General features: G+C 62.0%; 27 protein-coding genes and 3 tRNA genes. 19 read left to right on the forward strand and 11 right to left on the reverse strand.

Going from position 1 to position 23,108, the window contains the following annotated elements; translation table 11 throughout:
- The first annotated feature begins 11 nt into the window (after nt 1-11).
- Complete coding sequence (locus TNEU_RS08465) at nt 12-674, forward strand: phosphoribosyltransferase (protein WP_012351015.1); 663 nt, start codon at nt 12-14, stop codon at nt 672-674.
- Here TNEU_RS08465 and TNEU_RS08470 read toward each other — a convergent pair.
- Entirely contained in the window at nt 671-1,891 is a 1,221-nt protein-coding gene (locus TNEU_RS08470) for a molybdopterin molybdotransferase MoeA (protein ID WP_012351016.1), read from the reverse strand. The genes TNEU_RS08465 and TNEU_RS08470 overlap by 4 nt on opposite strands.
- A gap of 174 nt (nt 1,892-2,065) precedes the next feature.
- On the opposite strand from TNEU_RS08470, the gene TNEU_RS08475 reads away from it, so the two are divergent.
- Nucleotides 2,066-2,356: a hypothetical protein gene (locus TNEU_RS08475; protein ID WP_012351017.1), complete on the forward strand. Its 291-nt coding sequence runs from the start codon at nt 2,066-2,068 to the stop codon at nt 2,354-2,356.
- Nucleotides 2,343-3,062: a phosphoglycerol geranylgeranyltransferase gene (locus TNEU_RS08480; RefSeq protein WP_012351018.1), complete on the forward strand. Its 720-nt coding sequence runs from the start codon at nt 2,343-2,345 to the stop codon at nt 3,060-3,062. Before TNEU_RS08475 ends, TNEU_RS08480 begins: the two co-directional genes overlap by 14 nt.
- Here the strand turns inward: TNEU_RS08480 and TNEU_RS08485 are convergent.
- From TNEU_RS08485 to TNEU_RS08495, 3 genes are read right to left on the reverse strand one after another with little or no spacing between them, the layout of a single operon-like run.
- Nucleotides 3,059-3,214 (reverse strand): 50S ribosomal protein L39e, encoded by a 156-nt coding sequence (locus TNEU_RS08485; RefSeq protein WP_012351019.1) that lies wholly within the window; start codon nt 3,212-3,214, stop codon nt 3,059-3,061. The two genes, TNEU_RS08480 and TNEU_RS08485, sit on opposite strands and share 4 nt — an antisense overlap.
- A gap of 29 nt (nt 3,215-3,243) precedes the next feature.
- Nucleotides 3,244-3,576, reverse strand: a complete 333-nt coding sequence (locus tag TNEU_RS08490; RefSeq protein WP_012351020.1) for a DNA-binding protein — start codon at nt 3,574-3,576, stop codon at nt 3,244-3,246.
- Nucleotides 3,576-4,052: a 30S ribosomal protein S19e gene (locus tag TNEU_RS08495; RefSeq protein ID WP_012351021.1), complete on the reverse strand. Its 477-nt coding sequence runs from the start codon at nt 4,050-4,052 to the stop codon at nt 3,576-3,578. The genes TNEU_RS08490 and TNEU_RS08495 overlap by 1 nt, the downstream gene beginning before the upstream one ends.
- Nucleotides 4,053-4,129: 77 nt before the next feature.
- Here TNEU_RS08495 and TNEU_RS08500 point away from each other — a divergent pair, with 77 nt between their 5' ends.
- The 8 genes from TNEU_RS08500 to TNEU_RS08535 all read left to right on the forward strand — a co-directional run bounded on the left by TNEU_RS08500 (nt 4,130) and on the right by TNEU_RS08535 (nt 8,282).
- Complete coding sequence (locus TNEU_RS08500; RefSeq protein ID WP_012351022.1) at nt 4,130-4,462, forward strand: transcription factor S; 333 nt, start codon at nt 4,130-4,132, stop codon at nt 4,460-4,462.
- A gap of 104 nt (nt 4,463-4,566) precedes the next feature.
- Nucleotides 4,567-5,316 (forward strand): proliferating cell nuclear antigen (pcna), encoded by a 750-nt coding sequence (pcn, locus tag TNEU_RS08505; RefSeq protein ID WP_012351023.1) that lies wholly within the window; start codon nt 4,567-4,569, stop codon nt 5,314-5,316.
- Nucleotides 5,313-6,251: a DNA primase catalytic subunit PriS gene (gene priS, locus TNEU_RS08510; RefSeq protein ID WP_012351024.1), complete on the forward strand. Its 939-nt coding sequence runs from the start codon at nt 5,313-5,315 to the stop codon at nt 6,249-6,251. The genes pcn and priS overlap by 4 nt, the downstream gene beginning before the upstream one ends.
- A complete protein-coding gene (locus TNEU_RS08515; RefSeq protein WP_012351025.1) occupies nt 6,244-6,720 on the forward strand; it encodes a DNA replication complex subunit Gins51 in 477 nt (158 codons plus the stop codon). The genes priS and TNEU_RS08515 overlap by 8 nt, the downstream gene beginning before the upstream one ends.
- A 37-nt stretch (nt 6,721-6,757) precedes the next feature.
- Nucleotides 6,758-7,033, forward strand: a complete 276-nt coding sequence (locus tag TNEU_RS08520) for a 50S ribosomal protein L44e (RefSeq protein WP_012351026.1) — start codon at nt 6,758-6,760, stop codon at nt 7,031-7,033.
- A gap of 1 nt (nt 7,034) precedes the next feature.
- A complete protein-coding gene (locus tag TNEU_RS08525) occupies nt 7,035-7,238 on the forward strand; it encodes a 30S ribosomal protein S27e (RefSeq protein ID WP_012351027.1) in 204 nt (67 codons plus the stop codon).
- 28 nt (nt 7,239-7,266) lie between these two features.
- On the forward strand, nt 7,267-8,061 hold the full coding sequence (locus TNEU_RS08530; protein ID WP_012351028.1) for a translation initiation factor IF-2 subunit alpha: 795 nt from the start codon (nt 7,267-7,269) through the stop codon (nt 8,059-8,061).
- Nucleotides 8,058-8,282, forward strand: coding sequence for an RNA-protein complex protein Nop10 (locus TNEU_RS08535; protein WP_012351029.1), 225 nt, complete (start codon nt 8,058-8,060; stop codon nt 8,280-8,282). Before TNEU_RS08530 ends, TNEU_RS08535 begins: the two co-directional genes overlap by 4 nt.
- Here the strand turns inward: TNEU_RS08535 and TNEU_RS08540 are convergent.
- The 3 genes from TNEU_RS08540 to TNEU_RS08545 are packed head-to-tail and all read right to left on the reverse strand — an operon-like array spanning nt 8,279 to nt 11,402.
- Nucleotides 8,279-10,624, reverse strand: coding sequence for an STT3 domain-containing protein (locus TNEU_RS08540; protein WP_012351030.1), 2,346 nt, complete (start codon nt 10,622-10,624; stop codon nt 8,279-8,281). The two genes, TNEU_RS08535 and TNEU_RS08540, sit on opposite strands and share 4 nt — an antisense overlap.
- 30 nt (nt 10,625-10,654) lie before the next feature.
- Nucleotides 10,655-10,825, reverse strand: a complete 171-nt coding sequence (locus TNEU_RS10325) for a hypothetical protein (protein ID WP_012351031.1) — start codon at nt 10,823-10,825, stop codon at nt 10,655-10,657.
- Nucleotides 10,826-10,868: 43 nt separating this feature from the next.
- Nucleotides 10,869-11,402, reverse strand: coding sequence for a hypothetical protein (locus tag TNEU_RS08545; protein ID WP_148682429.1), 534 nt, complete (start codon nt 11,400-11,402; stop codon nt 10,869-10,871).
- A 42-nt stretch (nt 11,403-11,444) separates the two neighbouring features.
- Here TNEU_RS08545 and TNEU_RS08550 point away from each other — a divergent pair, with 42 nt between their 5' ends.
- The 5 genes from TNEU_RS08550 to TNEU_RS08575 all read left to right on the forward strand — a co-directional run bounded on the left by TNEU_RS08550 (nt 11,445) and on the right by TNEU_RS08575 (nt 17,023).
- The gene (locus tag TNEU_RS08550; RefSeq protein WP_012351033.1) at nt 11,445-12,395 is read left to right on the forward strand and encodes a DHH family phosphoesterase; all 951 of its coding nucleotides are present in this window, start codon (nt 11,445-11,447) and stop codon (nt 12,393-12,395) included.
- A 50-nt stretch (nt 12,396-12,445) separates the two neighbouring features.
- Nucleotides 12,446-14,248 (forward strand): glutamine--fructose-6-phosphate transaminase (isomerizing), encoded by a 1,803-nt coding sequence (glmS, locus tag TNEU_RS08555; RefSeq protein ID WP_012351034.1) that lies wholly within the window; start codon nt 12,446-12,448, stop codon nt 14,246-14,248.
- Complete coding sequence (locus TNEU_RS08560) at nt 14,248-15,339, forward strand: nucleotidyltransferase family protein (RefSeq protein ID WP_012351035.1); 1,092 nt, start codon at nt 14,248-14,250, stop codon at nt 15,337-15,339. The genes glmS and TNEU_RS08560 overlap by 1 nt, the downstream gene beginning before the upstream one ends.
- A gap of 38 nt (nt 15,340-15,377) precedes the next feature.
- Nucleotides 15,378-15,489 (forward strand) — tRNA-Gln (locus TNEU_RS08565).
- 769 nt (nt 15,490-16,258) lie between these two features.
- Nucleotides 16,259-17,023: a TM1812 family CRISPR-associated protein gene (locus TNEU_RS08575; RefSeq protein ID WP_148682430.1), complete on the forward strand. Its 765-nt coding sequence runs from the start codon at nt 16,259-16,261 to the stop codon at nt 17,021-17,023.
- An 858-nt stretch (nt 17,024-17,881) separates the two neighbouring features.
- On the opposite strand, the gene TNEU_RS10515 is transcribed toward TNEU_RS08575, so the two are convergent.
- Together TNEU_RS10515 and TNEU_RS10520 are read right to left on the reverse strand one after the other, a co-directional pair.
- Nucleotides 17,882-18,223 carry a carbon-nitrogen hydrolase family protein gene (locus tag TNEU_RS10515; RefSeq protein ID WP_342606865.1) on the reverse strand — a complete coding sequence of 114 codons (342 nt, stop codon included), beginning with the start codon at nt 18,221-18,223 and terminating at the stop codon, nt 17,882-17,884.
- Complete coding sequence (locus TNEU_RS10520; RefSeq protein ID WP_342606866.1) at nt 18,195-18,638, reverse strand: carbon-nitrogen hydrolase family protein; 444 nt, start codon at nt 18,636-18,638, stop codon at nt 18,195-18,197. Before TNEU_RS10520 ends, TNEU_RS10515 begins: the two co-directional genes overlap by 29 nt.
- 47 nt (nt 18,639-18,685) lie before the next feature.
- Between TNEU_RS10520 and TNEU_RS08585 the strand changes: the two genes are divergently transcribed.
- Nucleotides 18,686-18,782 (forward strand) — tRNA-Pro (locus tag TNEU_RS08585).
- Nucleotides 18,783-18,918: 136 nt separating this feature from the next.
- Here the strand turns inward: TNEU_RS08585 and TNEU_RS08590 are convergent.
- Together TNEU_RS08590 and TNEU_RS08595 are read right to left on the reverse strand one after the other, a co-directional pair.
- Nucleotides 18,919-20,262 (reverse strand): hypothetical protein, encoded by a 1,344-nt coding sequence (locus tag TNEU_RS08590; RefSeq protein ID WP_012351037.1) that lies wholly within the window; start codon nt 20,260-20,262, stop codon nt 18,919-18,921.
- On the reverse strand, nt 20,259-20,975 hold the full coding sequence (locus TNEU_RS08595; RefSeq protein ID WP_012351038.1) for a PaRep2b protein: 717 nt from the start codon (nt 20,973-20,975) through the stop codon (nt 20,259-20,261). The genes TNEU_RS08590 and TNEU_RS08595 overlap by 4 nt, the downstream gene beginning before the upstream one ends.
- Nucleotides 20,976-21,854: 879 nt before the next feature.
- Here TNEU_RS08595 and TNEU_RS08600 point away from each other — a divergent pair.
- Nucleotides 21,855-21,946 (forward strand) — tRNA-Thr (locus tag TNEU_RS08600).
- 571 nt (nt 21,947-22,517) lie between these two features.
- Nucleotides 22,518-23,000 carry a tRNA (N6-threonylcarbamoyladenosine(37)-N6)-methyltransferase TrmO gene (tsaA, locus tag TNEU_RS08605; protein ID WP_012351039.1) on the forward strand — a complete coding sequence of 161 codons (483 nt, stop codon included), beginning with the start codon at nt 22,518-22,520 and terminating at the stop codon, nt 22,998-23,000.
- Nucleotides 23,001-23,108 lie beyond the last annotated feature (108 nt).

Genomic DNA, 23,108 nt, shown 5'->3' on the forward strand with positions numbered 1-23,108 from the left:
AGAAGGCCACCGTGCCGAAGATCCCCGTAAAAGTCGTCTCGTTTGACGAAATCGTTGAATGGAGCAGGAAACTCGCCGAGAGGATCAAAGAAAGCGGCTGGCAACCCGACGTCATCGTGGCTGTGGCGCGCGGCGGATACGTGCCGGCGCGTCTCCTCTGCGACTGGCTCGGCGTAAGCGACCTCCTCAGCGTCCAGGTGGTGCACTGGCCCACAGCCGCCCAAGTCGCCGAGAAGGCGTACGTCAAGTACCCAGTTAACGTGGACCTCAGCGGCAAGAGGGTTCTGGTGGTAGACGACATAGTAGACACCGGAGACAGCATAGAGCTGGCGAAGAGGACCATAGAGCAGTGCTGCCGCCCAGCGGAGGTTAAGACAGCCGCTTTACAGGTTATCACAAGCGTCGCCAAGTTCATGCCGGACTACTACGCCATAGAGGTCAAGGAGTGGGTCTGGTTCGCCTACCAGTGGAACGCCGTGGAGGACGCCGCCGGCTTCATAATGAAGATAGTTAAGGAGACCGGGAAGGCGGACTGGTGTCTCGACGAGATGATACAAGCCCACATGGAGTGGTACGGCGGCGACTATGTAGAGAAGAGGTTTGGCTATATAATGTACGCGCTGGAGACGCTGGCCAAGAGGGGGCACATCAAGCTACACAGGTGCAGATCCTAGCCCCTCCTCAAGTCCCGATAGGCGAGGACCAGAACCACGTCTCCCCTTTTCGCCCCTCCGGGGGGCACCAGCGCCACCCCGCACGCGTCTGGGTCTGTAAAACTGTGGTGCCTCGTCTTAATAGGCGTTGCCTGTAGTCCCCCCTCGCCCACCTCAAGCCTCACCCTCACGATCTGGGCCATCTCCCCCTGCACGTCCTGCGTAATCACCGCGTAGTGCCACCCGTGGCCAAGCCCCCTAGCCACGTTCGCCATGTGGCGGAGGACCGGCTCCACGATCCTCACCACGCCGTGGAGCGCGCTTATTGGGTAGCCGGAGAGGCCGAAGACCGGCTTTCCGCCGACTACGGCCACGCTGGTCGGCCTTCCCGGCTTCATGCGGAAGCCCCTCAGACCTCCGAAGCCGAGCTTGTAGAAGTGATCTATCTCGCTAGGCCCCGCGCCCCCGGTGATTACAACGGCGTCGTACTGCTGGAGAAACCTCTCCACGGCGGCGCGGACCTCCTCATGTCTATCCCCCAACACCGCCTTCTCCCGCACCTCCACATAGGGCATGTAGGTCTGTATATACCACGAGACCAGAGACGCCGTGGATTCGATCACCCTCCCCCTCATCACAAGCTCGGCGGCGACCTCTGGATCTATAGGCGGAGCCACCAGCTCGTCCCCCGTCGCGATTATGCCAAGGCGTAGCTTTCTATAGACATATAGGGAGGTTATCCCCACGTCGAGAAGGCCTACTACGTCAAAAGGCGTTACGACCGTCCCCTGCCTCAGCAACACCGTGCCCTTACGCACGTAGGAGCCAGGCGGATCCACGTTGGCATATTTCTCAAACCTCCTCTCCACCGCCACCAGCTCGCCCTCCTTCCTAGCCGCCTCCTCGGGAACCACTGCGTCGGCCCCCTCGGGGAGGAAAGCCCCCACTGTGACGTAGGCGGCCTCCCCCCGGCCGAGGACGAGGTCCCTCCTGTACTGGCCCACCAGAACAGCCCCGACGAGCTTGAACCTCCCCGGCGTCTCCTCCGAGCTCACCGCATATCCGTCGTAGGCCGCTCTGGGATACGGCGGGTAGTCGTGGGGAGCCACCACGTCTCTCGCGGCGACTCGCCCGGCGGCGTCCCACGCGGCGACCTTCTCCACCTCCTCAACCCTCTTTACCTGGGGCAAGATGTCGGCCACCTTAGAAACCGGGTTTAAGCCCGTGAGATACCTCATGGACACATCCACAGATAACCTTTTAAAATTGGCGCCTCTTGAGAAGCGGTGATGCTGTCAGGGTTACGGCGATGAGGTGACCGGAGGCGCTACGGCTGATATCTGTCGGCGAAACAAACCCCGCCCTCTTGGGCGCGGCCATCTATATTTATATAGCGGCTTACTGGGGAACCCATGGGCAGACGGAGGAAGACGAGGAAGGTGCTTCTACGGCCTAAGAAGACGTTGCCCAAGATCTTCACCTGTCCCCACTGCGGCGCCCAGCTGGTCACGGTCAAGAAGACGGAGGACGGCTACTTGGTGGTCTGCGGAAACTGCGGTTTGAGGCACGAGTTCGAGGAGAGGCCCGGCTGGATGCCCGTAGACTACTACAACGCCTTTGTAGACCTCTACCTCGAGGGGAAGATAGCCCCTCCCGAGAAGGCGAAGTCCGGCGAGGCGGGAGGCGGAGATGAAGCTCTATGAATATCTGCTAGAAGGCACGAAGCACTTCACGTTGATCGACCCAGATAAGTCTGTGGACTATCTAAAGATAGCTAGATACGCCCTGGAGGCGGGGACAGACGGCATCCTCGTAGGCGGATCCCTAGGGATTAGGGAGAGCCAGATCGCCCAGGTGGCCAGAGATATAAAATCCGTTGCCCACGTGCCGGTGGTCATATTCCCAGGCTCCGTTTCGCAACTCACCGAGGAGGCAGACGGCGTGTTGTTCCTCAGCGTGTTGAACTCCCTAGACCCCTACTACATCATAGGGGCTCAAGTCCACGGCGCCGTCCTACTGGCTAAACACTACCCGAGGCTTGAGGTCATATCAACCGCGTATGTAATCGTCGGCGACGGCGGCGCCGCCGGCTTTGTATCCATGAGCAAGCCGATACCGTACACCAGGCCCGACATCGCGGCGGCCTACGCCCTAGCCGCAAACTACATCGGGTTCAAGGCGCTCTACCTAGAGGCCGGCAGCGGCGCCCCCCAGCCGGCGCCCCCCGAGATGGTCAAAGCCGTGAGGAAGGCCTTCCCCAGGGTCTTGATAGTTGGCGGCGGCATAAGAAGCGGGGAGGCCGCGCGGGCCGTGGCGCGGGAGAGGCCCAACGTAATCGTCACTGGCACGCTGGCGGAGGAGAACCCCGAAAAGCTGGGCGAGATAGTGAAGGCGGTCAAGTCGGCCTAGGCCTTCAGCTTAACCCTCCTCCAGTGTCTACGCGCGGGGGATCTGACAACCCGCCTCTTGGTCTTAGCCACTACCCAGACGGGCGGGTTCCTGTTTGACCTAAGGGCGGCGGCGAGCCTGAGCTTTTTGCCAAGAGGCTTGTTACGAGCCATAACGCCGGGTGAAACGCGGATTTAAAAATTTAGAGCCTGAAGCGGTACTCCCTCTTCGACTGGCTGTACACCGCCTCCAGGATCTCCTTGAGGGTGTCCTCGTCGATCGGCACCCTAACTCTGCCCGAGGACGCCAAGGCGATCAGCTGTTGCTCAAGCGCCTCCGCCAGCTCGGGCCTAACCACCCTGATGTTGTCAAGCCTCGCCAAGGCTGCCGGCGTTAGTATCTTCTTCAGGGCGATCCTCCTCTGGGCAGCCGCAATCTGGGCCTGGCGCTCGAGCTCGGCCTTCTTCTGCAACTCCTCCAGCTTCTTCCTCCTGAGCTCCTCCAGCTCCCTATCTTCGTAGCCCCCCTCAGCCATTACTCCTTGGGGGGAGCTAGGTATTTCGCGAGCTCCGGCCTAGCCTTCGCGAGGTCCCTCGCTATCTTCGCCGCGAGCCTATCCACGAGGGATTTGCCCTCCGGAGTCAACACCCTCCCGCCCTTGGTCTTCGCCACGAAGCCGGCCTGCTCAAGCTGCTGCAGTAGCTTCCTGATGATGGCCCCGCCGGCTTTCCTAGTCCTCTCGGGCCTCGTCTTATCGCCGATCTTCGCCCTGTATCCATAGGCCGTCCTCAAGCTCCCCACCCCCACCGGGCCGTAGAGGTACAGCTTCCTCATCAGCGAGGCTGCTCTCACGTACCACCAGTCCTGCGTCATGGGAGGCCTCTCCTTGTTGGCGCCCGTCTTCACAAAGGGCGCCCAGACGGGCGGCTTCACCTGCGGCACGTTCTCCCTTATGTACCTAGCCAGCTCTGCAATTAGCAGATCCGCAGGGACGTCCTTAACCGAAGTCACGCCTCAGCTATAGCCCCGATTTATAAGATTTTTGCCTCGTAAAAGTTTTTATATACCACCTGGCGCTGAGACGCGTCATGAGGTTCTGCCCAAACGACAGAAGCCTCCTCGTCCCCGTGAAAAGAGGAGATAAGACGGTGCTCAGGTGTCCCAAATGCGGCTACGAGGAGGAGGCATCCGGAGACGTAAAAAGCAGGTACCAGAGCAAGGCCGCCGTGGAGAACAAAAACCCGGTGATAGTGGTTGCGGACAACCCGGTGAACCTACCCAAGGCGAAGACCAGGGGTTGCCCCAAGTGCGGCCACGACGAGGCCTACGTTTGGGTCCAGCAGACGAGGGCGGCGGACGAGCCCCCCACCAGGTTCTACAGATGCACAAAGTGCGGCCACACCTGGCGGGAGTACGAATAAAGCCTGCCGCGCCGGAATTGAGCGCCGCTCTAGGCGTGAGACCGCCTAGGGACAGACGGTCGTAATATCCCACTATCTTTTAAAGCCGGGATAATGTGGTTGTCATGTCTAAACACGTCATAACCTATCTAGATGCCAAGGAATTCGCCTACATCGTCGACGCCGTTTCCGTGTTGGTGGAGGAGGCCAACTTCGTCGTTAGAAGCGACGGTCTCTACTTGAGGGCCTTAGACCCGTCGAGGACCGCCATGGTTGACCTCTCCATACCTAAGGAGGCGTTCGACGAGTTTCCAGAGGTCGAGGAGCTGCGGGTGGGGGTCAACTTCAAGGACCTCAAGAAGATCCTCAGGCGCGTCAAAAAAGGCGACAAGATCTCCATGGAGGTGGAGGAGGGGAGGATAAGGATCAAGCTGGTGGGCAAGTCCGTGAGGTCGATAACCCTGCCCTCGATAGAGGTGGTGGGGGAGGAGCTCCCAACGCCTAAGGTGGTGTATACGGCGATGGTGAAAACCGCAAGCGACGTCTTAGCTTCGGCGATAAAAGACGCAGACGCCGTGGCGGACGAGGTGAAGTTCGAGGCTAACGAGGAGGCGCTGGTGATAGGGGCGACGAGCGACAAGGGAGAGGTGGAGGTGAGGCTCGACAAAAACAGCGAGCTGGTCTACGAGTTCGACGTGAAGGAGCCGGCGTCTGCCAGGTACTCGCTGGAGTACCTCGTGGACATGGTGGGGAGGACGTCGAAGATCAGCGACATAGTGACCATCGAGCTTGCCACAGCCAAGCCGCTGTTGCTCACCTTCGACATACCGGCCGGCGGCAAGATAGCCTACTTCCTAGCCCCAAGGGTGGAGTGATAGTCGAGGTCTTTTTCCGCAACTACTACAGGAACTACGCCAAGTTCGACGTAGACGCGGTGGAGAAGAGGGAGTTCGCCTTCCAGCCCTTCGGAGGGGGGATGGTGAGGCACAAGGCCTTCAAGTCGGTGGAGGAGCTGCGGAGGTTCGCCGTTGAGAAAACGCCGAGGCACATGTACCACTCCTCCGCCTACTACGAGAGGCCGGACGAGGGAGATATGGAGCGCAAGGGCTGGCTGGGGGCGGATCTGATCTTCGACATAGACGGCGACCACCTCGACACGGAGGCGTGTAGAGAGAGCAAGCTCGTGTCCATCGCCTGTCTAAACGACGCGCGGGAGGAGGCCAACAAGCTCCTCGACGTCTTGACCAGGGAGCTGGGGCTGAAGCCCAGGCGCATAGTCTTCTCCGGCAACCGCGGATTCCACGTCCACGTCGCCGACGAGGAGGTGCTGGCGCTGGGCGCTAGGGAGAGGAGGGAGCTGGTCAACTACCTAAAGGCAGCCGGCTTCGACCCCACCCGCTTCGCCGCCAAGCTTGGGAGGAGGAAGGTGCTCCTCTACGAGGAGGAGGTCGAGGGCAACCTCCTCAGGATTAGGCAGGGGGTGGAGGACCCCAGGGCGTTGAAGGTGGAGATAGACGAGGTGGTCACCCAGGACATCCACAGGCTTATCCGGTTGCCAGGCTCCCTAAACGGCAAGACGGGCCTCGCGGCGCTCCCCCTAACCCAGCAGGACCTGGAGAAAGACGCCGGCGAGATAGTGGAGAAGGCGGTCGCGTTTAGGAAGGGCAACCTAAAGGTGAGGTTCACCAAGGACCTGAGGGGGCCCGTCCTCTTCGACAGGATCGACGCCGGGGAGGGAGACGTCAAGGTCCTCCCCGCATATCTAGCAATATATTTAGAGCTGCAGGACTTCGGCAAGATATATGATTGAGAAGCTGAGGCTCTGGCTCTCGGCCGAGGTAAACTCGCGCTTCTTGACAGACCCCCCCTACGGCTCCTACGCCGAAGCCGCCGAGGAGTTCGCAAGGGAGCTCCAGAGGTCCCCCCTTCCGCAGGCCCTCCAGGATAGAGTGAAGGAGCAGGCGGCGTCTATGCTCCTCACGATAATGGAGATCAGGACGAGGAAGATCCTCTGGGAGCTCAGCCAGGGGAGGGTCCCGGGGAGGATGACGGCCGAGGAGGAGAGGCTGGTGGGCCCCATAGCCAAGATAAAACAGGCCGGGCCGCAGAGGAGGAGGGCTCAGGACTACGTGGTGGTGCAGTTCCTGGTCCCCCACCCCGCCATCGTGACGGAGGAGTTCGTCCAGATAGGGCCCTTCGCCAAGGGGGACCTCGCCAAGCTCCCGGCTAGAGACGCCAGAGACCTCGAGGAGAGGGGGGTGGCGAGGAGGTTCCCCTAAGGCGAAAGGTTTATTTTGACGCAAATTCGCCAAGCACATGAAGTTTCCCAAGGCCGTCAACATGTACTGCCCCCGTTGCAACACATATACGAAACACAACGTGTCTAACTACCACGCCGGCCAGAGGCGCACGCTTGCCGAGGGTCAGAGGAGGTATGAGAGGAAGCTAAAGGGCTACGGCTCCACCCCCAAGCCGAAGCAGAAGCGCTTCGCCAAGGTGAACAAGAAGGTGACCCTCGTCTTTACATGTAGCAAGTGCGGCTACAAAACCGTGAAGAGCCTCGGCAGGATGAAGAAGGTGGAGCTGGTCTAGTATGCCCGCCAGATTCGGCAAAACCCTAATCCCGCAGCCCCGCTCCAGGTTCATAAAGGTGAGGTGCCCAGACTGCGGCAACGAGCAGGTGACCTTCTCCCACGCCGCCATGGTGGTCCGCTGCCTAGTCTGCGGCAGAGTCCTCGCCCAGCCCACTGGCGGGAAGGCGAGGCTCGCCGGACACGTCATAAAGGTCCTAGAGTAGGGTTTTAAACCCCCGCCCCCCGGAGGCCATGAGGCTTTCGAGGAAGGAGCTCCCAGACGTGGGCGAGGTGGTGATAGGGACCGTCAAGAAGATAGCTGAACACGGGGCCTACATCTACCTCGACGAGTACGAGCTGGAGGCCTTCGCCCCAACCCAGGAGATCATACAGTCTTGGTTCCACTCCATCAGGGACTACGTGAAGGAGGGCAACAAGACTGTGTTTAAGGTAATCAGCGTAAACCCGAGGATGAGGGTCGTGGAGGTTTCGCTGAAGCGCGTCCGCGTCGACGAGAAGGAGAAGAAGCTCCTGCTCTACCGCCACAAGGTCAGGGTGCTCAAGATGCTCGAGATAGCCATGAAGAAGCTAGGCAGGCCCCCCGAGGAGGCGCTCAAGACGCTGTGGTACCTGGAGGAGCAGTTCGGAGACCCCTTCAAGGTGTTTGAAGAGGTGGTGAAGACGGGTCCCCACGTCCTCGACGACCTGGAGCTGGACCCCCAGCTCAAGGAGCAGATCGCGGAGCTCGCGAGGCAGCAGGTGGAGATACCCCCCACCAAGATATCCGGCATAATAAAGGCCGTCAGCGTCGAGGGAGACGGGGCGGAGCGGATAAAAGCCGCCCTGGGGGAGCTGGCGAAAGCCCTACATGAGAAGTACCCCGGCGTCTCCGCGAAGATATACGTCGTGGGGCCCCCGAGGTACCGCGTAGACCTCGTGGGCCAGGCGCCTAAGCAGGTGGAGGCCGCCTTCACAGAGCTGGCCAACATACTACAGACGTTGCAGAAGAAGCACAAGGTGATAGCCACGGTGCAGCGCCTAGAATGAGGTCGCTCCTGAGGCGCTGCACAAAATGCGGGGCCTACACGCTGTCTAAGGAGAGGTGCCCCAGGTGCGGAGGCCCCGTCAAGGTGCCGCACCCGCCCAAGTACTCGCCGGAGGATAAATACCAGAGGTATAGAATCCTGCAGAAGCTGTCGACGGGCGCCCTCCCCGTCAGAGAGGAGACAAAGGAGAGAATTCTGAAAGACCTCCTCGGGGGGCCCTAGCTCCCCTCCACCTCGTACACCACCACCCAGCCGTAGGGCTTGGAGACGTACACAAGCCTCAGAGGCCGCGGGTCGGCCGTAACCAGGGGGATCCTCTGGGTGGCGTTCGTCAACGGGTCAACGACTACGTCTACCCCGCCGCGGTCCCAGCCCTTAATCACGTAGGCCCCCAAGCTCTGGAGCTGCGGCGTTATGTCGGTCGGCAGATAGACGTTGCCCCCGACGAGCCTCAGAGATCTAAACGACGTGAAGCCCCCGCCTGGCTGCTCCACGCCCTCGAAGATCCAGGGGAGGAACTGGCTGTAGTTGCCATATATGGGGAAGAACCTCTCCTTGGAGAAGAGCATAGCGTACAACGTCCTGTTTAAATCCAGCGGCACTGGGTAGTAGCTACCCCCGATGGTGAAGTAGGCATACGCCGCGTTAGGTGGAGGACCCGGGTAAGACATCGCCCTCGTGTATATATAGTCCTCGGGGCTCATGCCGCGCGCCTTTAACACATCCGCGGCGTCGCGCACGTTCTCCAGAGCTATCCTCGTCATCCAGTAGGACTTTAGGAAGTCGCCGCCAGGCGGATACTCGTGCACAAGCAGAGGCGTCTGCAGGCCCGTGGGCAAGGTGGCGGGGTATATGGCGTAGGGCATGATGGCGAGGACGTACTTGGTGCCGAACTGCTTTGTAAATATGGCGGCGCCTACCTGAGGCGGCGCCATAAACGCAAGGCCTATTTCGCCGATCTGCGTCGCGTTTATCGTCGAGTTGTCGGCGAGGCTCGTCTTGTTCCCGACGACAGAAATCCAGTAGCCGTAGTCCCACCACGACGCCACGGGCTCGTAAGGCGGCAGACGGGTCTTAAGCCACATCAACGCGTCTATGAAGTCGTCGCTCACCGCCCCAACGGCCGAGGTGGCTATCTGTGTAGGCTGCCTAGCGAGGCCTAGGACAAAGCCCTGGCCCTGCGAGACGGCCGGCATCACGGCGGAGAGCAACATCACTGTGGAGACCACGGCCGCCGCCATTACGATATGGCCAAACCTCCTGTTGTCAAAGAGCTTAACCATGCCCACGGCGGCCGCGATCAACGCGCCGGGGGCCAGGAGCACGAGGAGGCGCACCATGGTGGCGGCGGCGTAGCCCGCGGTAACTAGGTAAGTCAGCGCCAGCAAGCCGCTGGGCGTGAAGAGATACGGCAGAGAGGCCACTATGAACGGGATTAGGGGGCCGTACCTACTCAAGATCTGTATAAACTGAGTCGTCGAGTGCTCCGCGACGCTGGCCACGATGGCCGATCTGCCGAAGGGCAGGAGGGTGGCGAGGAACTTCCCTCCGATGAGCCCAGCGGCGATAGCCGCCGCGAACGCCGCCAAGCCGACGGCTACGACGCCCGCCACGGCCCATATGTAGCGCCTAAGTAGCTCGGCTGTTCTGGCGGCGCCGAGCTTTAAGCCAAGCGCCCACGTCAACGCCGCCGAGGCGAGGCCGAAAGTCGGCAGTATGTTGAAGGCGCTCGCCACCGTGTGCACGCCGTATCTAGGTATAGACGCCACAAAGGCCGCGTACACCGCGTAGAAGAGGAGGTAGGACAGGAAGAAGTTCCTCGCGTCGAAGGGCAGCTCCGGGGGCCTGCTCTTCTTCCCCGGCTTCGCCAGGGCTAGCTTTAGGTAGTAGTAGGCGGGGAGGACCATGGCGTATAGGCCCACTAGGTTCCAGACGTAGAAGTGCCCACCCCACGTCCACACCACGTAGCCCAACGCGGCTCCTGCCAAAGCCCCGGCCCACGGCCTCCTAAGGCCGTCTATCAACAGGGCAAGGCCCAGGGGGATTAGGAAGAGGCTTATCGGCTCGTCGTCGAACCAGGCGGCGAAGCCGCGTTCGACGAAGGCCGGCGCTATGGCGGTGAGCAACGCGGCGGCTAGGCCAACTCTAACCCCGCCGTTTGGTATACCCAGCTCGCCCCCCACCCTGTACCCCAGGTAGAACATGGAGAAGACGGCTAGGGAGTTCACCACCGCCGGGGCCGCTATGACGGCGTGCCACAGATCCACCCCGAAGGGGCGCAGGAGGGCGTAGATGAAGAGGCCGTAGAGGGAGGTGCCCGGGAGGAGCACCCTGCCCCAGTCTATGCCGTAGGGGTGCCAGAACTGGGTAAACTGCGCGCCGCTCCACCACCACCCAACGCCGTGTTCAAGCATGTACTTGGCCAGGTAGTACCTCACGTAGGGGTCGAACTCGTCCAGCCACCACCCCCAGAGAAACACCCTATACATCCTGGCGTAGAGGGCGATGGCAAACGCCGCCAGGAGGCCGGGAACAACTACCAGCAACTTCTCCCTTCTGTCCATGGCTGGGCGGGAGGCCCCCCCAATATATCTTTAACTCACCTTCTTGACGAGGCCGATCCCTATCTTTATCGGCCTCCTCTCGAGGGGGGAGAGGCACTTGGGGCACACCCCGCCCCACATCTTGAGCACAGCCTCCACCGTCTTGGGGTCGGGCCCCCTATATAGCACAAACCCGCACGAGTCGCACTTCACCACAAACACCGACTCTCCCCAGGCCCCCGTTTATTAGAGTTTCGCGGTAATATTAGCATATGGAGGCGGCCACCCCGCCGTAGTAGGTGAAGGCCAGCGCGTCCACCTCGTCCTCCTCCAGCTCCGGGTACCTCGCCCTGATCCACCTCCTGGACCAGCTGGCGGCTAGCTCGTCCACCAGCCTAACCTCCCGGCAGCCGGCCAAGGCGGCGGCCTTCTTGACGTCTACGTAGGGGGAGGAGCCGATGTATATCTCGAGAGGCCCCGCGTTTCGCAGCACAGCCTCCACCGTCTGCCAGTCAACCACGGCGTGTAAGACGGGCTCCCCCCGCCAGACGTAGGCCAGCCCGTTCCTCGCCGCGCCTAGGTCCACCCCCAGGCTCCCGCCCCCCAGCAGCTTGGGCAGAGCCGTGAAGAGCTCCCGCGCGACGCAGCGGTAGTCGCCGCAGCTCAGAACCACGTCCCCCCTCTCCCGGTACATCGCGTCTACGACGGTTATATCGCCCCGCTCAAAAAGCGCGACGTTGAAGGCAACTCTCCTCACCACCTCGAAAAGGCTCCTCCTCCCCAAGTAGCCCAGCCTCAACGCCTCTAGAAAGACAAATAAATTTATGTCTAACGGCGGCGTATGTTGCTGACCGCGCTTAAGGCCAAGCTAGCCCGGAGGCCGCTCGCCCTCTGCGACGCCGGCGACGTAGACGGCGTTGCCTCCGCCGCCCTCTTCAAGAGGGCCTACCCCCGGGGGGCCGTGGTGCTGGCGGGGCCCACCGACGTGAGGAGGTGGTGGGTCAAGGCGCTGAGGTGGGACTTCGTGGCGGACCTCCCGTGCCCCGGCAAGGCGAGGGTTAGAGCCGACCACCACAAGACAAACAAGCCCTGCGCCGAGGTCGAGTTCTACGACCCAGACGCCCCAGCCGCCGCCGTGTTAGCCGCCAAAGCCCTCGGCCTCGAAAACGACGAGGTGGCCCGGCAGCTCGTGGACGCCGCCGTCCAGACAGACACCGCAGACGTCAGAGACCCCAAGGTCAAGCTCCTGGACCTGGCCATAAGATATGCAGACATGCGGGAGAAGCTGGCCGCGGTGGAGAAGCTGGCGCAGAGGGGCCTCGCGGCGCTTGAGGAGGAGCCCCTCAAGTCGGCGGCCCAGAGGGGGCTGGAGAGGGACAGGCTGGTCCAGCAGATCGCGGCGGCGATACCCCCCGAGGAGGTCCTGGTCATCTACAGCCCCACGCGCCTCGGCATCTCCTACCGCGCCTTAGCTATAGAGCTGGAGAAGAGGGGCTCCTCCTTCGTGAACATACTAGTCAAGAGGGGCTGGAGGACCTACAGGCTCTACTGCGGCGCCCACAGAGACAGCCCCTACGACTGCACACAGGTGGCGGGGAGGCTGGGGGGCGGAGGCCACAAATACGCGGCGGGGGCCCTCGTGAAGGCCCCCATCTACCGCAGGGCCAAGCCGCTTGAGGACCTCCTAGAGATGGTGAAGCCGCGGGCGGTGTACGTCCTGGGGCCCTGCAACGGTTTAAAAATACCCTGTAGAAGCGTGGAGGTGATGAGGAGAGGTTCAAGCGAGGCGTGAGCGCCCTTCAGCGGCACTGAACCTATATATAGGGGGACCCCGAGGAAGCTGTGTGCGGCATCTTCGGCATAGTATACGCCGATAGGCCGAGGAGGAACCTCGGCGAGGTCCTCAGGAAGGCCCTCGAGCGTCTTGAATACAGGGGGTACGACTCAGCCGGCATAGCCGTGGTGGACCGGGGGCTCGTGGTGAGGAAAGACGCCGGCAAGGTGGCCGAGGTGGCCGCGAGATACGGCTTCGACTCCATACAGGGGGTGGCTGGGCTGGCCCACACCCGCTGGGCCACCCACGGCAAGCCCGACCAGGCCAACGCCCACCCCCACACCGACTGCCGCGGCGTAATCGCGGTGGTGCACAACGGCATTGTGGAAAACTACGCAGAGCTGAGGGAGGAGCTCGCCGCCAGGGGCCACGTCTTCCGCTCCGAGACAGACACGGAGGTCATCGCCCACCTAGTCGAGGAGTACAAGAGGCAGGGCCTCGACACCTTCGCCGCGTTTAAGAAAGCCCTCTCGAGGGTGAGGGGGGCCTACGCCGTGGCCTTGATAGATGCGGAGAACCCCAAGGCGATATACTTCGCCAGGAACCTGTCCCCCCTCATAATCGGCGTAGGAGACGGCTTCAACATAGTCGCCAGCGATATACCCACCGTCCTCGACCACACGAGGAGGGTGATCGCGGTGAGAGACGGGGAGTACGGCTATATAACCCCCCACCAGGTTTACATAGAGGCAGACGGCGTGCCGCAGGACGCGTCCAGCCGCGTGGAGGAGATCCCCTGGAGCGCGGAGATGGCGACGAAGGGCGGCTACGCCCACTTCATGCTCAAGGAGATATACGAGCAGCCGGAGTCTCTGGCCACCACGGTGGCGGGCCTGGAGGGGCTAGAGGCCGCCGCCGCCTCCCTCCTATCGGCGAGAAACATATACGTGGTGGGGGCCGGCTCGTCGCTACACGCCGGGCTGGTCTTCGCCCAGCTCCTCCTGAGGATAAAGGCGACGCCGGTGCCCGTCGTGGCCTCGGAATACGCCGCCTACGAGCCCCTCTTCGACAAGGGAGACGCGGCCGTGGCCATATCCCAATCCGGCGAGACCATAGACACGATAAAGGCCGTGAGAGCCATGAGGGAGAGGGGGGTCAGGGTGCTCTCCGTCACCAACGTCGTCGGAAGCACGATAACTAGGGAAAGCGACGTCGTGGTCTACACCAGGGCGGGGCCGGAGATAGGCGTAGCCGCCACCAAGACCTTCACCACCCAGGTGGCCACCCTCTCGGCCATCTACGCCGCAATGCTCAAAGCCCTGGGCTACGACACAGCCCCCATGGAGCGCGAGATAAAGGCGCTCCCCGACCTAGCCAGGAAGGCCGTGGAGAACACGGCGGGAGCCGCCAAGGACCTAGCCAGGAGGCTCAAGGCCAAGCCCAGCGCCTACTACCTCGGCAGAGGCTCCGCCGTCCCCGTCGCCATGGAGGGGGCGCTCAAGCTCAAGGAGGTGGCCTACATACACGCCGAGGCCTACCCCGCAGGCGAGTCCAAACACGGCCCCATAGCCCTCGTGGAGGACGGCTTCCCAGTCCTCTTCGTCTTCTCCGACCCAAACACGAGGGAGAAGACCCTAAGCAACGTCGCAGAGATGAAGGCCAGGGGGGCCTACACCATAGGGACGGTGCCCGCCAGAAGCGACATCGCGAAGAGGCTGGACTACGCCATAGAGGTCCCCGAGTCCGGAGAGCTGGCGGCCCCCATACTCCACGTCATCCCCCTGCAGCTCCTGGCCTACTTCACCGCGGTGGAGAGGGGCTACGACCCCGACAAGCCGAGAAACCTCGCAAAAACCGTCACCGTGGAGTGATGAAGATCGCCCCAGTGGTGCTGGCGGGCGGGAGGCCCGGCCCCTTCGAAAAACTGACGGGCCCCCTCCCCAAGACCTACGTGAGGGTGGGAGGCCGCAGGCTCTACCAATACGCCGCGGACCCCCTCGCCGCCACCTTCGGCAGAGTGTACGTAGTGACCCCCCACCCCGAGCGGGGGCCCTACATATACGTCGAGGAGAAAGGCCAGGGCATAGAGCAGGCCATAGCCGCCGCCGAATCCCACCTAGGCGCCGAGACCCACATCCTCCTGGCATACGGCGACGTGTACGTGGACCCAGCCGCCTTCAGAACGCTAGTGGAGAGCGCGATATCCGCAGGAGCAGACGGCGCCATCTTGGCCGTCCCCAGAAAAACCACCAAGGGCTACGGCGCAGTGGAGACAAAGCCGGGAGGCCTCCTGGCCAAGATAGGGGGAGAAAGCCAGTGGATCTACGCAGGCGCCGCCCTCCTCCCACGCGACGTGGCCAAAGCCGCCGCCCAAGCCGGCTTCTACGAGGCCTTAAACGAGGCGGCGAAAAACAAGAAGATAGCCGTGGCGCCCTGGGGCGGCGTGTGGCACGACGTAAACTACCCCGAGGACCTCCTACCCCTCCTCGAACACGTAGCCCCCCGCCACACCTACATAGCCGAGGGCGCCAGGGTAAGCCCCACTGCCGTCCTCCAAGGGCCGGTGGTCGTGGAGGAACAAGCCGAGGTGGACCACTACGCGGTGGTGAAAGGCCCTGCCTACATAGGAAAGAGGGCCTTCGTGGGGAGCCACTCCCTAGTCCGCAACTACGCCTATATAGAGGAGGAGGCCGTCGTTGGAAGCGCCGCCGAGATAAGCCACAGCCTAATAGGCCAGAGAGCCACGGTCGGCCGCGCCTCCTTCATCTCATACAGCGTAGTCGGCGAAGAGGCGGTGGTGGAGCCAAACGCCATCACCATGTCCGTCCTAAGGGAAGGCAGAGAAAGGCTAGAGCCCGTGGAGGTAAGAGGCGCCAGGTACTACAAACTCGGGGCACTCATCCCACGAGGCGCCAGGATACCCGCCGCCGCCGTCCTCAAGCCAGGCACCGGCTGGCAATAGCGGCAAAAAGTTTAAAACCCACACCAAAGAAACAGACGAGCCCGGTCGTCTAGCGGCCAAAGGACAACCCGGCTTGGGATGCGGGGCTCTGGACAGTGCCGCCGGCACCCACAACCCGTGGCCCGGGTTCGAATCCCGGCCGGGCTACCACCACCCTCCTACCTACGGCCCCCAGCGGGAGAACCCACCCGCAGACCCACAGAAGAACCCCCCCCACCCAATCCGGCGCCTCGAACCCGTCAACGTCCAGGCAGGGCCTTACATCCAAGACGGGGCTCCCACCCCCCCCCCCTCCACGCGTCTAGCCCAAGCACCCTCCGGGCGGGCCCACCATATCCACAATCGCAAGCACGGGGCGCTACGGAAACCGCGTGGCATACCCCCCCCACCTCGGGAAGACCCCCCTCCCCCACGGCCTAAGACGCGGCCCCCCGCCTCGCGGAATGCCAGAGGATAAAGGCGCGGATGCACGCCTCAACCCCCACCACCCACAAACTCGTCAAACACCCCAACCACAGACACGAAGTCAAACCAATCCACCCTCCCCCACCTCCACCCACCCCCCCTACGCGCCGCCAGACACGCCTCCACATCTACCGACGAATAGCCGGCGGTGCACCATGGCCTCAACGACGCCAGCCAAGCACGCGAAGGACATCAGAAGCCACCCCCCGTTAGAGGCGGAAAGCGGCACCGCCACCGCGAACCCCCCAAAGCAACAATCGACAAGGACATAAGGCGGCACGCCGGCGAAAATACCACCCACAACAACCACAAGAACACAGGCAGGAAAGCGCCAAGAGACGCAAAAGGAAAAACGCCGAGAAAGACGACACGCCCCCACCCAAACCGCCACCAGCCGCTCAAGGTATGTACTGGCGGTACATCAAGTATAAAAAGCCTGGTCTCGGCCATCGCCATGAGGTTGGGCGTGGCGGTGGTTGCGGCGGCGCTGGCGCTGGCACTGGCGGTATACATCGCGGCGGCCGCCGGCTCGGACAGCAAAGCGCAGCCCGCGCAGAGCGCCTCAGACAGCCAACAATATACACAAGACGCGGCGGTCGAGGGGCTGACCATCGGGGGTAACGACCCCTTCTGGTATATGGAGGGTAGACTGCCTAAGAAGATGAACATAGAGGTGGACGACGTGGTTAGGCGTATCCTGGAGAGGCCGGTTAGGGCTCCCGGCCCTGCGAGAGGCGAGTTTCAGATTGACGAGAGGCTTAGGGAGTGGTTTCACAACGACACGGCGGGTAGGGAGGTTTACGAGAGGTGCTATGGGGGGATGTTTGTAGACGCGGCGAGGATATACATCGTGGTGACAGACAGAGCCTGCGGAGAGAAGATAAGAAGAGCCGTGGAGGATCTCGCCAGCCGATACGGCACAGAGCTCGTCATCCTCAAGGGCAAATACACATACAGACAGCTAAGCCAGTGGGCAGACGCGCTGTTTCACAGGGTTAAGGAGGGGCTTGAGGATAGGCTGAAGCAGATATGCGGAAAATACGTCGTCACTATGCTCATGGTAGACCAAGCAACTAACCAGATCGTCGTGGGCATAAACCCAGACTGCACAAGCCAAGCGGTCGTCAAAGAGATAGCCAAAGCCCTAGACGAGCTGGGAATCCCAAAAGACGCAGTGGTCCTAGAAAAATTCCCCGGTTTTGTGCTGTTGTCTGACTAATTTACAGCGGTCGCCAGATTTATAGCTACAGCGACGAGGTTAAGACAACGGGGTCTTGCTCCCTCGGGTTTACTGGGGTTGACGCCTCCGGAAACCCCGTCGCCATCACGGCCGACCACTGCGTAGCGCTTAACGTAGAGGTGCAGTATTACCACCCGACGAATGGGTGGATAAAGCTGGGTAAGGTAGTTAGGGAGGGCGGCGTCTATAGCGACTCCGCCTTGATTCAGCTGTACCCGGGCAACTACCCCTCCTACGCCGTATGGTCCTACGGTAGCGATCCAACGAGAGACATTCTACGTAACGGGAGAAATACCCAGCAGCGGCCAAAAGGAGGGCTGGGGAGTTGGAAAAAGCGGCTTTAAGACTGGGGTTACGTGGGGCAGATTACAGGGCTGTGGTCCTGCGCGGGTAGAAGAAACTGGCGCGTGGTACTATGGATGTCTGGTGAATTCGACTAGCGTTATAGCGGCGAAGGGGGATAGTGGGGCGCCCGCCTTCATCCCGGGGTTGTCCCGGCCGGCCAACCGCCAGACTACTGGCTCTACGACGACTCTGTCCACGCGCTGGGGATACTATTCGGGGGCGCGGGCTGTTCACCTGATGGATACTGCACGTCCTACGGCTACTCGCCTATTGACTACGTTAAGCTAGATCTCGGATACGTGAAGCTGACGCGGTAAACCCACCCGCTCCCCCCCCCCTCTCCCGCCTTTTTAGCCGCCTCTCCACCCACCAGGGGCGTCGCTCTCGGGGGCAAGGGCTGGGGATTGAGGCGGTTTTCTTCATCACGCCGACGGCCGAGGAGGCACCCGCGAGCAGTCGGCAGCTGTCGGCGGCGGGCCTAGGTGCAATGGCCTATAGGCCGACTAAATCAACGCCACCCATGGCCTTTACATCGTCTAAATACCTCCTCCTAGCCCTAGCCGCAATGACCTCCCCCCGGTCCAGCTCGGCCACATAAACCCCAGCCTCTGAACCAAAGCCCCTAAAGCCGCCGTTGGGAGAAGCCACGTAAGACCCCCCAGCCACAGGCCTGCCGTCGGCGTACACAAACCCCGTCCCCACCGCAGAGGCGACGTAGATCGAGTTCTCAAAGGCGCGCACAAGCCCCACAGCCCCCCACAGCCCCCTCCTGTCGGCCGGGATGCTCGCCGGGTTCACAACCAGCTCAGCCCCAGCCAACGCAAGCCTCCGCACCAGCTCCGGATATCACGAGATCTACGCAGACCAAACACCCCACAGCCCACCCCGAGACGGCAAAAAGCGCAAGCCTAGAGCCGGCAGACAGCCACCCCCTCTCCCCCGTCGCAGCCGACGGGAAGATCTTCTCACCCCATGTCAAAAGCCCCTCCCGCCCCACCACCGGACAAACCCCCCTCACAGACGACCCAACAGCCACCGCCACCCCACCCGCCACGACAACCCCACCCACAGCAGAAGCCACATCCACAAAAGCCCCCACAAGCCCCCGCAAGCCATCCCCATCCAGCACAGATCTCCCAAGCCAATACTCCGGCAAAACCACCACATCAGCCCTAGGCAGCCGCTCCAGAAGCCAGCGAACCCCCTCCCCAAGCCCAACCCTAGGCATCTGGACAAGAGCAACCCTCACACCAAAAACAACCCAAAAGTTAATAAACACGCCCCAACAGACCCACAGGGGCCGTAGTCTAGCCTGGCTAGGATGCCGGCCTGGGGACAAACCCCGTAGTTGCCAGCGCGCCGGTGATCCCGGGTTCAAATCCCGGCGGCCCCACTACCTTTATAGTATAAAACAACGTGTCAGCTCCGCCGGAATGGTCACAACTCCGCGCGGCGAGGAGGCCATCACAACGCCATCTATACGGCTTAACAAGGTCTAGACCCCCGCCCACCACGGTACATACAACCTCCTAAGGTAACCCGGGGATGTTGCCGTATATCTTATCGGCGATCCACCTGAGCTCCTCCTCGGTCGTTGCCTTGAGCATGCCGGACTTCTCCCACGCCTTGACCCCCCTCTCCACCACGGCCAAACCCCTCCATATGGCGCGGTGGAGACGCCCTAGATAAACGTCGAGAAGCTCCTCCAACCTCCTAAGGTCCAGCTCGGCCCCTCTGCAGGAGGCGTCAAAACACATACACTCGCCCACCCTCTCCCCAGGCCTGTAGCGCCTAACGGCGAACTCGACGGACTTAGCAAGGGAGGCCGGCCACTCATCCTCCGGGACCTCAGGATCCTCGCCCAACATACAGACGCAGTAGGAGCCCGGCAGAAGGAGAGTCAACTCCGCAATATAATCCCATTTCTCAAAAAACTCCCACCGCCACTTGCGGTACGCCTTCTTTAGCCTCGGCTTATCTATACACTCATCCACGGTGTCGGACATCTCGTCAAATATCACGTAGCCTAGGCCGGCCGCGCAGCCGAACCTCATTCCAAAGTCCATACCCGCGTCGGTGTCTATCCCCTCTCCCTTGAGCTTTTTGTACAGTGCTTTGACTATCGCGTCTGGTATGGAGATCCTCCCCTTGGGCGTTATGACGGGCCCGAACTCGAACGCGGCGCCCTCTACCCCGACCCCCGCCGCTTCGAAGAACCTCATGTCCTCCTCCGAGTACTCCACCCGGGTCTCCCTGGCCAGCTCCTCCAGCCTGTCCCACACGGGCGCCAGCTCCGGCGTCCGCTCCCTCAGCAGATCCCCAGCCTCCGGATTGTCGAAGAGAGACAGGAGAGTGACCGCGTTGTACGCCCATGTGTAGAAGTACATGTTGCCGTCCGGCATACGCTCGTTGTAGAGGAGGAGCAGGCTCGAGAGCTCCACGTAATCGAGGACGTCCTCGTACTCGATGTAGTCGTGTATCAGCTTCAGCCCGGGCCACTTAGGGGCCGGCGGATTTGTATCTACCTTGAGCGCCCTCACCGGGCCGATGTACATGCCGCTCCTTGGATCAACGCGTAGCTCCGAGGATTCTATATATAGGCTGGGCGTCGGGTGAGAGATAAACAATTTGAGAGGATCCAAGTCGATTGAGGGTATGTATCCTACGCGGCTACCGTAGTACACATCTGCCGAGAGCCCGACGTGGTCGAGTACGCTGTACACATCTTCCGGCAGCTCTCCGTCCAGCCGGAAGAGGGGGTATTCTAACGTCACCGGCGGTATTGGGAGGCCCATGGCCTCTACGCCTAGGTAGTTGTTCGCCCTATACGCCATGAGCAGCTTGTCCACGATGGGTCTCGGCAGCTCGATCATGCCCCCTCAACCAGCTTCTTCAGCCTTTCCCTCGCCCTATCGTCGCTGGCCCTCTCTATGAGGTGCGTCAACAGCGCGGCCGCCTCCTCCCTCGCCCTTGGATCCTCGGCGTGTTTTGCTATATAGGCCAACCTTCTGACGCCGTCTGGCGTGATCCGGAGGCGCTCCATGTTCCTCCCGGAGTACCTCCTGTAGTCTGCCCCCTCGGCGAGACCCAGGGCCCTCAGCTTGGCAACAACCTCCTCCATCCGCTCCCTTCTGCGGGTGTTGTGCTCAACGCGTAGCTCGCCCTTGTCCACCCGCACCGAGAAGTCCGGCCAACCGGGCGGGCTGGGCGACCTGAGCTTCCTCAGCCAGCCCTCCGCCACCTCCTTCTCCACCGCCCCCCTTTCTGCGGCGGCTTCCACTGCGCGGGCTACGGCTTCTCTCAGCGCCTTGTGGGCTGAGGCTATGGCGTTTGTGGTCACGTACACCCTCCACCTGCCCCCGTGCTGGCGCGGCTCGGCCTCCACCCCCAGCGCCCTAAGGACGCGCGCCGCCTCCTCAGCCCTCTCCCTAGTGGAGGGGCCGAAGACCAGCTCAAGCTTCTCCCCAACCCTAATGCCCAGGCGGAACCTGACCGCGGAGCCGCCCGCCTTGACGACTAGGTGGGCGGAGGGCGATCCGCCCTCCAGCTTCAGATCCTCCACCGAGACCTCCACATCGCTGGACACTCTAAAAGACCCAGCGCCGCCAGATAAACCTTTCGCTAATTCTCAACCGCGCCGAGCCGCGGCCGGCGTCTGAAGTGCTCCAGCTCTTCCGTTATCAGCTGTGGAATTTGGGCTTCCTCTCCGCGGGCTTCTGCCGGTTAGCTGGACGTAGACGCCGTCTAAGCCCTTGGCCTCGTTCCCGTCGGCGGCGAGAGGGGCGGTGGCCACGCCTACGAGGGACCTACCGACCGCTATCTCGACGGCCTCCGTGGTACACCGACCTGTCACTCACCACAAGCCCCTCGTGGCGTATCTAAAGCCCTCCTTGTCGCAGTTGGCCATTAACTCTGCCTGCATCAGAACCTTGCGGATTGCTTATTTCTGGCCTTCTCCCTTCTGGTTTGTCCCTCTCGGCTCTCAGAAGAGCGGGAAATTCCCAAGGCGGGCTACAAAGTCGCGCGCTGTAGGAAGTGCGGCGGGGAGTTCGGCAATCCTACTTATCCCAGAATAGCGTAGCTGTGGACAGCCCCCGTTGCTTGGCCGAAGTTCAAAGGGGACCCCTGTCGTGTGTCTGCTCGCTTCATGGACCGCCTGGAGGAGGCGCCCAGGTGAGCCATGGGGCGGCGTCCTACCCCCGCGAGGGCGTGCCACCAGGTCTCTGCGGTGGATATCCGCTGACTGGTCCACGCTGAAGTACCTGACCGCTGTGCAGGTTCTAGAGCGGTACTGCCAGAGAAGCCTCCTGCCGGCGGACGCAAGACGCTAACCTGTCGGGTCGGCTGTAGCGCCACCCGGCGTTGTGGAGAGGGCTAATTGGTGCCTGGCCGCGGTAGTGGAGACCGGCGGCGTGTGCATGGCGGGGGGACAAAATTTTTAAAAATCACTGCCTTTTTCTACCCAGCCCCGGTAGCTCAGCCTGGTGGAGCGCCTCACTGGTAATGGCGGTCAGCCGCCTAGTGAGGAGGTCCCGGGTTCGAATCCCGGCCGGGGCTCTGGCTTCCCATTTCATCTACGGTGTGTGAAATCGTTTGTGTCTACCCCCTACAGACTTCTTTGAAACGATGGGCTTCAGTTCTGCTCTGCGGCTATCTCTTTGGCTTGAGCCTCCCGTAGGCTTGTGTCCGCCCATTTTGATATGGTGGGCTTCGTCCAGGTTTATCCTTTGACATCTATATGACGTATTCCGCCACCCAGCCAGCTCTGGCTTCGCCTGGGGTGGGGCCGGGCGTCGCTGGCGAGCTCGAGGGGTGGGGTGCCGCAGATGGCCGCATCTCCTGCTGGGGGTTCGCCGAAGATGGGGGCTGTGAAGTGGGGGTCCCACTCCCTCAGCTCTATCTTCCCGTAGGCCCTCGCCTTGGTGACTAGGGCGGCAAGGTTGACGGCGGCGGTTTCTCTGGCTTTGAGCTCCTGGGCCGTCGTGTAGCACCGCCGCCTTGCCCTGGCCTAGTGGTGGAGGTTGAGGGGCTCTAAGGGCTTGAGGGGGCCGAGGCGGCGGTGTCTGGAGGACGTGGCGGGGGGGGGGGCGCCGGAGGTTGACTTAAATACCCACGGCCTACAGGCGACGTGTCGTGTCCAATCTGCCTAAGGCCTGTGGGGGTTGTGGAGGTGGGCCTCCCGCGGCTGGGGCGGGTGGATAAGTACGACTTCGTGTCTGTGATTAGGATTTTCGACGAGTATGTGGAGGGGCTTGGGGGGCTGGAGGAGTACAGCCACGCCTTCATAATATGGCTCTTCCACGAAACGCCGGGCGTCAGGCTGAGGCTGAGGCCCTGGGGTCGGGAGGACTTCCCCGAGGTGGGCATATTCGCGACGCGCTTCACGCAGAGGCCCAACCCCATCGCCCTCTCCATAGTCAAGATCGTGGAGGTGGACCCGCCCAGGCTCAGAGTCCTAGGCCTCGACGCGTGGAGCGGGAGCCCCGTGCTGGACATAAAGCCCTACGACCACCTCGACGTCGTCAACGAGTTCAGAACCCCCGACTGGTTCGAGGAGTTTTTCAAAGAGACACGCGGCGGGCTCCCCAGGTGGCTAGGCCCAAGCCGCTGAGCCGCGCACCTATCGCACACCCACGCCCCCCACGAGGCCCCGCCAGTCCACGGCGAAGCCGCCGTCGGCGGCGTTCGGGTGGAGGTCTTCTAGCTACGCGCCTGGGAT

The organism is Pyrobaculum neutrophilum V24Sta (assembly GCF_000019805.1).
Classification (GTDB): Archaea; Thermoproteota; Thermoprotei; order Thermoproteales; family Thermoproteaceae; genus Pyrobaculum; species Pyrobaculum neutrophilum.

Excerpts from the sequence above, each read along its gene's own strand:
- TNEU_RS08470 (WP_012351016.1), bottom strand. The coding sequence starts at position 1,891 with ATGAGGTATCTCACGGGCTTAAACCCGGTTTCTAAGGTGGCCGACATC.
- TNEU_RS08485 (WP_012351019.1), bottom strand. The coding sequence starts at position 3,214 with ATGGCTCGTAACAAGCCTCTTGGCAAAAAGCTCAGGCTCGCCGCCGCC.
- TNEU_RS08590 (WP_012351037.1), bottom strand. The coding sequence starts at position 20,262 with ATGATCGAGCTGCCGAGACCCATCGTGGACAAGCTGCTCATGGCGTAT.
- TNEU_RS08480 (WP_012351018.1), top strand. The coding sequence starts at position 2,343 with ATGAAGCTCTATGAATATCTGCTAGAAGGCACGAAGCACTTCACGTTG.
- TNEU_RS08475 (WP_012351017.1), top strand. The coding sequence starts at position 2,066 with ATGGGCAGACGGAGGAAGACGAGGAAGGTGCTTCTACGGCCTAAGAAG.
- TNEU_RS08515 (WP_012351025.1), top strand. The coding sequence starts at position 6,244 with ATGATTGAGAAGCTGAGGCTCTGGCTCTCGGCCGAGGTAAACTCGCGC.
- TNEU_RS08530 (WP_012351028.1), top strand. The coding sequence starts at position 7,267 with ATGAGGCTTTCGAGGAAGGAGCTCCCAGACGTGGGCGAGGTGGTGATA.
- TNEU_RS08500 (WP_012351022.1), top strand. The coding sequence starts at position 4,130 with ATGAGGTTCTGCCCAAACGACAGAAGCCTCCTCGTCCCCGTGAAAAGA.
- TNEU_RS08540 (WP_012351030.1), bottom strand. The coding sequence starts at position 10,624 with ATGGACAGAAGGGAGAAGTTGCTGGTAGTTGTTCCCGGCCTCCTGGCG.
- TNEU_RS08520 (WP_012351026.1), top strand. The coding sequence starts at position 6,758 with ATGAAGTTTCCCAAGGCCGTCAACATGTACTGCCCCCGTTGCAACACA.
- TNEU_RS08490 (WP_012351020.1), bottom strand. The coding sequence starts at position 3,576 with ATGGCTGAGGGGGGCTACGAAGATAGGGAGCTGGAGGAGCTCAGGAGG.
- TNEU_RS08525 (WP_012351027.1), top strand. The coding sequence starts at position 7,035 with ATGCCCGCCAGATTCGGCAAAACCCTAATCCCGCAGCCCCGCTCCAGG.
- TNEU_RS08550 (WP_012351033.1), top strand. The coding sequence starts at position 11,445 with ATGTTGCTGACCGCGCTTAAGGCCAAGCTAGCCCGGAGGCCGCTCGCC.
- TNEU_RS08535 (WP_012351029.1), top strand. The coding sequence starts at position 8,058 with ATGAGGTCGCTCCTGAGGCGCTGCACAAAATGCGGGGCCTACACGCTG.
- pcn (WP_012351023.1), top strand. The coding sequence starts at position 4,567 with ATGTCTAAACACGTCATAACCTATCTAGATGCCAAGGAATTCGCCTAC.
- TNEU_RS08560 (WP_012351035.1), top strand. The coding sequence starts at position 14,248 with ATGAAGATCGCCCCAGTGGTGCTGGCGGGCGGGAGGCCCGGCCCCTTC.
- TNEU_RS08575 (WP_148682430.1), top strand. The coding sequence starts at position 16,259 with ATGAGGTTGGGCGTGGCGGTGGTTGCGGCGGCGCTGGCGCTGGCACTG.